The following is a 5,174-nucleotide window of genomic DNA, read 5'->3' on the forward strand; positions in this document are numbered from 1 at the left end:
TAGGAAAGGGAGGCTCGTTGGCACAACTGATGTGTAAGAAGCGAATGGGTCGTCCATCCCCAGGAGCTGGCAGGGTGCGAAACTGGCCTACAGGGCTGGTAAACCCCTCGCTGACAAACCGGTAGAAGTAGCGCTGCGCTGGCCTCAAGCCGGTGACGACGGCACGAGCAATGTAGTCGCCTGGCTCAGTGCGGTAGTTGCGGCCCGCCACACGGCGAGCAGTAAGCGAAACTTGTTGCGAAATGGGGTTGAACTCGGAATTCTCGGCCACCTGCAACGTCACCGCAACCGTATCTGTCGCGCTGGCCGGGATCACCCGCGTGGAAAGCACCGCCCCTTCTGCGGTGGGATCCCCGGCAAATACCCCTTGAGGGAACCCGGGCTCTCCCAGGGGGGGAATGGAGGAACTGGAGGTGCCCCCACAGGCAGCCAGGGCGGCTGCCCCACCTCCAAACATAAGCAGTTGCAGGAAAAAGCGACGGGAACGCAGGGAACTCATAAGACCCACCTCAGGGACGCAGGCAAATGTAAAGGGATCCGCAACAAAGGCCAATCGCCTTTTTAGTCAAGCACTTTTGCCCCCAAGCTGAGGTTGTGGGCAGGTGAAGGCTGGGTTAGGGTTGGTTTAACGGCTCTGACCCCTGCGCCCAGGTTCCCCACGGCCTTTTCACAGAGCTTGCTGAGAAGGCTAAAATTTCATTACAGTTTTTCCTGCTTTTGCCCCATTTTTGCGGTTTTGCGTTCCTTAGACTTCTTGTTGACCCTGCCGAAGGAGGGATCGTCGTGGCTACGGAGACTCTGGTCAAGCCTTCTGTAACCCCAAAGCACATGCCCATGTACCGGGTGTTGCTGCACAACGACGATGTCAACACCATGGAGTACGTGGTGCAGGTGCTGGTGAAGGTGATCCCGGCGATGATGCCGCCGCAAGCCACTGAGATCATGCTGGAAGCCCACAACAACGGTGTTGCTGTGGTGATCGTGGTGCCGCGGGAGCACGCGGAGTTTTACTGCGAACAGTTGCGTCAGCACGGCCTCACCAGCTCCATTGAGCCGGAACGCTAGGCGGGGCGGGTTGGATGGGCCTGCCGATCTCCAAGCTGAGGGCTTGTCCATTTCTGCTGCGTCTGCTGCTTTTCTTGGCGATCCCCCTCCTAGCCTGGCTGCCGTGGGTCGGGCTGGGGGGGTGGTTTTTTCCGGAAGCGCGAGCCTACCTGTGGCTGCCCCTGTATGCCTTGCTGCTAGCCTGGCTATGGGTGTGGGGATCCGGGTTTGCCGCCTATGGACTGGATGGCAGTTGGCCTTGCCGAGGCGGGATCCTGTGGGGCCTGGGGATCGGGGTCGGGGGGCTTTTCTTGCTTTTGGGCCTGGAGGGATCCCTGGGTTGGCTGAGTTGGAGGGCGGTAGGAGGGGGATCCCTGCTGGTCTATGGGTTGCTGGGGTTGCTTTTGGGCTTGGGGGTGGCGCTGGCGGAGGAGCTGTTTTTTCGCGGCTGGCTGCTGCAGGAGATGCTGCTGGACTACGGTTGCAGCACTGCGGTGTGGGGATCCAGCTTCCTGTTTGCTATGGCCCATTTCCTGAAGCCTTTGCCTGAGATTCTCGCCACCTGGCCGCAATTTCCCGGACTGTGGCTGATGGGGCTGCTGCTGGTGCAGGCGAGGGTCTGGAACCAAAACAAGCTGGGCCTTAGCCTAGGGCTGCACGCGGGTTGGGTATGGGGCATGGCCTGGGTCAACAACTTGGCCTGGATAGACTACACCGGCAGGGCGCCAGCGTGGCTAACGGGGATTGGTGGCAACCCCTTGGCGGGCCTGATGGGCTTGCTTTTTCTGGGAGGGACTTTCGCATTTCTCAACGGCCTGGCTCAAGCTGGCTGGCTACCGGCAGACCTGGAAAAGCGTTGATTGAGCTGATCGATAAAGAATAACCTACTCTCCCCAAGGCCCTTCCTCGTAGTAGGCGGTCACCTGCTCCTTGGGCGGCTGGGTAAGCAAGCTTACGCCAATTAACACCCCACTGCCGATCACCACTGCCGGGATTACGGGTAACCAGCCCCCTGTCCAAGCCCGCGGCAACAGACCCGACAGCCAACCTAAAGTCAGGCCACTGGAGACGAGGGCCCCGGCTACAGCCCCAGCGCGGGTAGCCCGCTTCCAGTACAGGCCGGCAATTAAGACAGGGAACAGCATGGCGTTGCCCTGAAAGCTCCAGGTGGCAATCTCCACAATCAGCCCCGGCGGGTTAAGAGCAATCACAAAGGAAGCTAGGCCGATCCCCAGCACCACCCAGCGGCCTAGCAACTCTTCTTGGTGGGGGGAAAGCTGGCGCCTGAAGAAGGTAACCACCAGATCCCGCGTCACTAGGGAGCTGGCGGTGAGAAGCTGGGAGTCAGCTGTAGACATGAGAGCAGCCAGGGCCGCCGTAATCACCACCGCTGCTACGCCGCTGGGCAGGGTTTGCAACATCATGGGCATAATCTGATCCGTTTTCTCCAGGCTGGGAAAAGCCAGGCGGCCCCAAACCCCAAGAAGAGCTGCCGGGAAAAAGACCAGCAGAATCAGCAGCGGCCAGACTACCATCAGGGTCTGGAAGGGCCGGGCACTTTTGGCCATGTAGAAGCGCTGGAAAAATTGTGGGAAAAGGGGAGTGGCCATGAAAAACAGCAGTTGATTGCCGAGTAACCCTTGCCAGCTCCAGCGTCCTTGGGGGCCGGGCAAGCTCAGCCAGGGATCCAGTTCGCTACCCGCTTCTCTCCCTAGGGAGAAAGCCACTGCAACAAAGGCCACCCCCATCCCCAGAATCAAGATGATCCCCTGCACCACGTCCGTCCAGACCACCGCCTGGGATCCGCCAAAGAGCACATACCCCAAGATCACCAGCGCCACCACCACCGCCAAGGGCCAGTAGGGGATCCCCTCCCCCAACACCGCCGCCAGGGTGCGGGCTCCGCCAATGATCTGGATGCTGATGTAGGGGGCTGTAAACACCAAAGCGCTCAGGCAATACAACAACGCCAACAGGGGGCTTTGAAAACGATGGCCGAAGAACTCCGAAGGGGTGATGAAGCCAAAGTGTTGGGCTGCTAGCCATACCCGGTATCCCACCCACAAAAACAGCCCCGAAATGAAGGCGGTGGTCACTCCCACCCCCAGGAAGATCCCTAGGCCGTGGGTATAGGCATCCGCTGGCACCCCAATGAAGGTAAAGGCACTGAGCAGCGTCGCCAGCGTCGTCAAGGTTAGAGCCAGGGATCCCAACCCCCGCCCTGCCAAAAAATAGCTCACCGGATCCTGGCCGCTGTGGCGATAGCTCCAGAAGCCGATGGCTGCCAGCAGCAGCAAGTACACCCCCACCACACCCAAACTTAAAATGCTGTCAGTCATCTCCAGGCCAGCAAACGCGCACAATGTAAAGATTCAAGGGCACCAGCAGCAGCACGGCCAGCCCTGCCCCCCAGTACCAAGCAGGGATCCCCAATACCTGCGGCTGGGCAGAGCGGGATCCCACCCAGGTCAACAGCCACAGCAGGGGATAAAACCCCCACACCCAAGCCTGCCGCATCCGCCCAAACCGCAGGGGCCTTGATCCCTGAAGGTTACCGCCGGGATCCAACCCTGACATCTGCCCATCTCCTGATTTTTTGCCACGGGTTCCTTTTGCCGATTATTTAAGATACAGCCACTGTTGCGCAGAGCTAAATTGTCTTTTCCCCTTTCCCCTTCAGATCCTGTTGGCAAGAGGGAGCCTTCCCGTGGGCCAGGCCATGAAGAACGGGAGCGGCCCTACTGGCTAGCTTGGGCCCGCATCAAAGGGATTGGCCCCCACCGGCTCAAGCGGCTGGCGGAGTTTTTTGGATCCCTGGAGCGGGCTTGGCAAGCGGATGCCCCGGCCCTGCGGCAGGTGGAAGGCATTGGCCCCACCCTGGCCCAGGCTATTGTCTCTGCCCGTCCTGGCCTTGATCCCGAGCAGATCCTGGAGGAAACCCTCAAAGCGGGGATCCCCTTTCTCACGCCTGCAGATCCGGACTATCCGCCGCTGCTGTGGGAGGTGCCAGATCCCCCGCCCATTCTCTATGCCCTAGGAGAATGTCCCAATTGGCAACAGCCGGCTATTGCCATCGTCGGCACCCGCGCCCCTACGGCCTACGGTCGACAGTGGACCCAGAAAGTCAGCGCTGCCCTGGCGGAAGCTGGCTGTGTGGTGGTCTCGGGGCTGGCAACGGGGATCGACGGCATTGCCCACCAGGCCTGTCTGGATGCCGGCGGCAAGACGGTGGCCGTGGTGGGAACGGGGGTGGACAAAGTTTACCCAGCTCACCATCAAGCTCTCTACCGGCGCATCCTGGCCCAAGGGGCCATCCTCAGCGAATATCCCCCCGGCACGCCACCGGCCAAGGAGCATTTTCCCCAGCGCAACCGCATCATTGCCGGCCTCTGCCGCGCCACTTTGGTGATGGAGGCTCCGGAAACCTCGGGAGCGCTAATTACTGCTCACCTGGCCAACCACTACGGTCGGGAAGTGTATGCCCTGCCGGGGAACATCGACACGGCAGCAGCCCGCGGTTGCCTGCAGCTCATCCGCGACGGCGCCGGCATGATCCTGGGGATCGAGGAGCTGTTGAAAGACTTGGGCCTCCTCCAGGGATCCCCTGTGCTAAAGCAGCCCTCGTCCACTGGCCCCAGCGATCCCCAACAGCAACTGCTCTGGCAGCTGCTAGGGGAGGGCATCCTCAGCCTCGATGCCCTGGCCCAGGCTAGCCAGATGGATATTGCCACCCTTTCCAGTACCCTGCTGCTTATGGAATTGGAAGGCTGGCTGGTACAACTGCCGGGGATGCGCTACCAGCGGGCTCGCTGAGGCTGGATCCCTGCACTGCTTCTCCGATAGGAGCACGGCAAGCGGGATCCTCGTGGCGGGGGTTGTTCACATGGGTGCTGACCGGATAAGCCACCATGGCCTCTGCCGGGTAGGGGCGAAGCAGGGGCAACAGCAGCTTGGGATCCTGCACCTGGGGATCCAGCCAGAGGTCGTAGTCGTTTTCCGTCAAAATCACGGGCATCCGCTCGTGAAAAAGCTGCATCAGACGGTTGGCGGCAGTGTTGAGGATGGCACAGGTTTCCACCTGATACATTCACGCTGAACTCTCCTGAACATGGTTCAGGAAAGAAGCGATC

General features: G+C 60.6%; 7 protein-coding genes. 3 read left to right on the plus strand and 4 right to left on the minus strand.

Features of this window, described 5'->3' with window-relative positions:
• Positions 1-499: PhoD-like phosphatase N-terminal domain-containing protein (locus NW820_RS09695; RefSeq protein ID WP_414407369.1), on the minus strand; the 499-nt coding region annotated here is incomplete at its 3' end.
• Between the two features lie 284 nt (positions 500-783).
• Between NW820_RS09695 and clpS the strand changes: the two genes are divergently transcribed.
• Both clpS and NW820_RS09705 read left to right on the plus strand, forming a co-directional pair.
• Positions 784-1,065 (plus strand): ATP-dependent Clp protease adapter ClpS, encoded by a 282-nt coding sequence (gene clpS, locus NW820_RS09700; protein ID WP_099812808.1) that lies wholly within the window; start codon positions 784-786, stop codon positions 1,063-1,065.
• A 14-nt stretch (positions 1,066-1,079) separates the two neighbouring features.
• Positions 1,080-1,904: a lysostaphin resistance A-like protein gene (locus NW820_RS09705; RefSeq protein ID WP_414407370.1), complete on the plus strand. Its 825-nt coding sequence runs from the start codon at positions 1,080-1,082 to the stop codon at positions 1,902-1,904.
• 24 nt (positions 1,905-1,928) lie between these two features.
• Here the strand turns inward: NW820_RS09705 and NW820_RS09710 are convergent, their stop codons facing one another.
• Both NW820_RS09710 and NW820_RS09715 read right to left on the minus strand, forming a co-directional pair.
• Positions 1,929-3,383 carry a sodium:solute symporter family protein gene (locus NW820_RS09710; protein ID WP_414407371.1) on the minus strand — a complete coding sequence of 485 codons (1,455 nt, stop codon included), beginning with the start codon at positions 3,381-3,383 and terminating at the stop codon, positions 1,929-1,931.
• Positions 3,376-3,621 (minus strand): hypothetical protein, encoded by a 246-nt coding sequence (locus NW820_RS09715; RefSeq protein ID WP_414407372.1) that lies wholly within the window; start codon positions 3,619-3,621, stop codon positions 3,376-3,378. Before NW820_RS09715 ends, NW820_RS09710 begins: the two co-directional genes overlap by 8 nt.
• Before the next feature lie 78 nt (positions 3,622-3,699).
• Here NW820_RS09715 and dprA point away from each other — a divergent pair, with 78 nt between their 5' ends.
• Complete coding sequence (gene dprA / locus NW820_RS09720) at positions 3,700-4,857, plus strand: DNA-processing protein DprA (RefSeq protein ID WP_011432322.1); 1,158 nt, start codon at positions 3,700-3,702, stop codon at positions 4,855-4,857.
• Here dprA and NW820_RS09725 read toward each other — a convergent pair.
• On the minus strand, positions 4,796-5,131 hold the full coding sequence (locus NW820_RS09725; RefSeq protein ID WP_414407373.1) for an SOS response-associated peptidase family protein: 336 nt from the start codon (positions 5,129-5,131) through the stop codon (positions 4,796-4,798). The genes dprA and NW820_RS09725 overlap by 62 nt on opposite strands.
• Positions 5,132-5,174 lie beyond the last annotated feature (43 nt).

The sequence above is a fragment of the Synechococcus sp. R55.7 genome (assembly GCF_047461955.1).
Taxonomy (GTDB): domain Bacteria; phylum Cyanobacteriota; class Cyanobacteriia; order Thermostichales; family Thermostichaceae; genus Thermostichus.